Source organism: Pseudohaliea rubra DSM 19751 (assembly GCF_000764025.1).
Classification (GTDB): Bacteria; Pseudomonadota; Gammaproteobacteria; order Pseudomonadales; family Halieaceae; genus Pseudohaliea; species Pseudohaliea rubra.
On record NZ_KN234823.1, the window covers coordinates 1 to 2,761 of the forward strand.

The window sequence follows — 2,761 nt, forward strand, 5'->3', positions numbered from 1 at the left end:
GCCGGCTGGCGGCCCGCACGCGCGCGAGGATGCGGCTCCGGGCGTCGTCGGTCACCGTTCGTCCCGCTCCGGACCGCGATAGCGGGCCATGAAACTCGCGCCGGTCGGCGCTGGCAGGTCCCGCTCGCTCAGGAAGCCGCCGGCAAAGGGTACCTGCCGCAGAACGCCACGGCCGCGACCGGCGAGGGCCAGAACCCGGGCGGCCAGCCCTGTCAGCCGGTGATAGAGCCAGGGGTGGCGCAGGAGGCGGCCGTGCAGTGCCAGGCCGCGGCGCCAGCGCTGTGGTGACAGGGCCTGCTCGTGCTCCTCCTGACGCAGGTCCCGCAGCAGGTCCGGCAGGGGGATGTTGGCCGGGCAGACTTCCTCACAGCGGCCGCAGGCGGTGCAGGCGTTGGGCAGGAGGTGGCTCTCCTCGAGGGAGGTGAGCAGCGGCGTCAGCACCGAGCCCACGGGTCCCGGGTATACCCAGCCGTAGGCGTGGCCACCGGCGGCCACGTAGATCGGGCAGTGGTTGAGGCAGGCACCACAGCGGATGCACTGCAGCATGTCGCTGTAGTCGCTGGCGAGGATCTCCGTGCGGCGGTTGTCCAGCAGTACGATGTGGGTTTCCACGGGGCCGTCCGCATCGCCGGCATGCCGGGGGCCGGAGTAGAAGCTGCTATAGCAGGTCACCGGCTGGCCGGTGGCGGAGCGCGCAAGGAGCCGCAGCAGGTCCGCGGCGTCACTCATGCGCGGCAGCAGCCGCTCCAGCGTGGTGCAGACGATCAGCACCGGTGGCAGGTTCGCGCACAGGTCGCCATTGCCTTCGTTGGTGACGAGCAGCGAGTAGCCGGTCTCGGCCACCAGCGCATTGGCGCCGATGATGCCGACCTCGCCGCTTAGAAAATCCTCCCGCAGCACTTGCCGCGCCTCGCCGACCATCTCCGTTGCGCTGTCGAGCGGGCGGTCGCCGAGGTCATGCCGTGCGAGGAACAGCTCCCGGATTTCGTCCTTCGTTTTGTGCAGGGCCGGGCCGACAATATGGCTGGGCGTCTCCCCGGCCTCCTGGATGATGTACTCACCCAGATCTGTTTCGCGCACCGCGAAGCCGGCGGCGGTCAGATGGTCGTTGAGGGCGCTTTCCTCGGTGACCATGGACTTGCCCTTGATGATCCGTCGGGCGCCGTGCTCACGGCAGATGGCCTCCACGGTGCGGTTGAGCTCCTCCGGCGTCTCGGCGAAGTGTACGCTGTTGCCGTTCTCTGCCGCGGCCTCGAGGTAGCGCTCGAGGTAGACATCGAGGTGATCCAGGGTATGCCGGCGCACGCCGTGGAGGTGCTCGCGCAGCCCATCGAAGTCGCCGTAGGCATCGACGGCGGCGCTGCGCAGGGCCGGGCCGAAGAGGCCCATGGCTTCCCGCAGCTCGGCCCGCTCGCGTCCGGCAAGGGCCTCGTCCGCGTTGGCAAGGAAGTCGGCGCTGCGCTGCTCCATCAGCCCCGGGAACCCTCGCCGATCGGTGGCGCCTCGAGGCGGCCGTCCAGCACCTCGGCCACGTGGCGAAAGGACAGCGCGACGCCCTCACGGCTGGCGCGCCCGGCGAGAGCGAGAAGGCAGCCCAGATCGCCGGCGACCAGGGTGTCGGCACCGGTCTTCACCGCGTCGCGGAGCTTGTCGTCGGCCATCTTGGCCGAGATCGCCGGCATCTTGGCGCAGAAGGTACCGCCGAAGCCGCAGCAGACCGCCGCCTGCTCCAGCTCCCGGACGGCGATCCCCCCTTCGGCGAGGAGCCGCCGCGGCTGGTCGCGCACGCCGAGCTCCCGCAGGCCCGCGCAGCCGTCGTGATAAGCGACCGCCGGCAGGGTCCCGGCCACCGGTGCAGAGGCCCGCCCGGGAAGCACGTCGCTGAGGAAAGTCGTCAGCTCCCAGGTGCGCTCGGCGAGGGCCTCAGCGCGTTCCCGCCAGATGCCCTCGAGGAGCTTCGGGTAATGGTGGATCAGCATGCCGGCGCAGGAACCGGAGGGGACGACCACGAACTCTGCCGCTTCGAAGCTGCGGATGACGTCCCGGGCAATGGCGCGGGCACCCTCGTAGTCGCCGTTGTTGTAGCCCGGTTGGCCGCAGCAGGTCTGCGAGCGCGGCACATAGACGCGGCAGCCGGAGTCCTCGAGCAGCCGCAGGGTGGCAAAACCCACTTCCGGCCGGAACAGGTCCACAAGGCAGGTGACGAAGAGGGCGACCGCCGGCCCTTCGCCGGTTACCGCCGGCTGTGCATCCGTCGCTGCCGTCAAGCTCCGCTCCCGCCCGTTATCATGCGGGCAGTATAGCGTCTAGGAAAGGGCCGCTGCGAGCGCGAGCAGGGCGATCAGGAACGCCCCGGCTGCACCCAGCGCCAGGGGGTGGCGGCCGCGGAGGAGGACCGCTGCAACGGTGGTCGGCTCCGGCGGGTCCGCCGTGTCGACACCGGCGCGGGCCAGGGCGCTTTCGAGGGCTCGGGGAAAGCCCGGGAGTCTTGCGCTGCCCAGGTTGACGGCCACGTCACCGCGAAGCAGAAAGGGGCCGCGGCGACAGAAGGTATTGGCAGCCCCTCCCTGGTAGACGCCGCGATGATCCGTGATGAGCACCCGCCGGCCGGCGACCCCCACATGGCCTGCGCTCGCCGCACAGCTGCCCGCTATGCCGGCGGCAAAGGCAGCGAGGGCAAGGCTGGCGAGCGTGGCGGCAAGTTGACCGCCGAGGGCGCCCGCGAGGGCCAGCGCGAGGGCGGCGAGGGTGAGCACCGCGG

At 70.9% G+C, this 2,761-nt stretch carries 3 protein-coding genes; all 3 read right to left on the bottom strand.

Going from position 1 to position 2,761, the window contains the following annotated elements; translation table 11 throughout:
• Positions 1 to 51 precede the first annotated feature (51 nt).
• Positions 52 to 1,470: a lactate utilization protein B gene (locus tag HRUBRA_RS14450; RefSeq protein ID WP_035518366.1), complete on the bottom strand. Its 1,419-nt coding sequence runs from the start codon at positions 1,468 to 1,470 to the stop codon at positions 52 to 54.
• Entirely contained in the window at positions 1,470 to 2,267 is a 798-nt protein-coding gene (locus tag HRUBRA_RS14455) for a (Fe-S)-binding protein (protein ID WP_035518368.1), read from the bottom strand. The genes HRUBRA_RS14450 and HRUBRA_RS14455 overlap by 1 nt, the downstream gene beginning before the upstream one ends.
• 39 nt (positions 2,268 to 2,306) lie before the next feature.
• Positions 2,307 to 2,761, bottom strand: a 455-nt coding sequence (locus tag HRUBRA_RS15490) for a hypothetical protein (RefSeq protein WP_161787620.1), incomplete at its 5' end; no start/stop codon positions are given.

Excerpts from the sequence above, each read along its gene's own strand:
- HRUBRA_RS14450 (WP_035518366.1), bottom strand. The coding sequence starts at position 1,470 with ATGGAGCAGCGCAGCGCCGACTTCCTTGCCAACGCGGACGAGGCCCTT.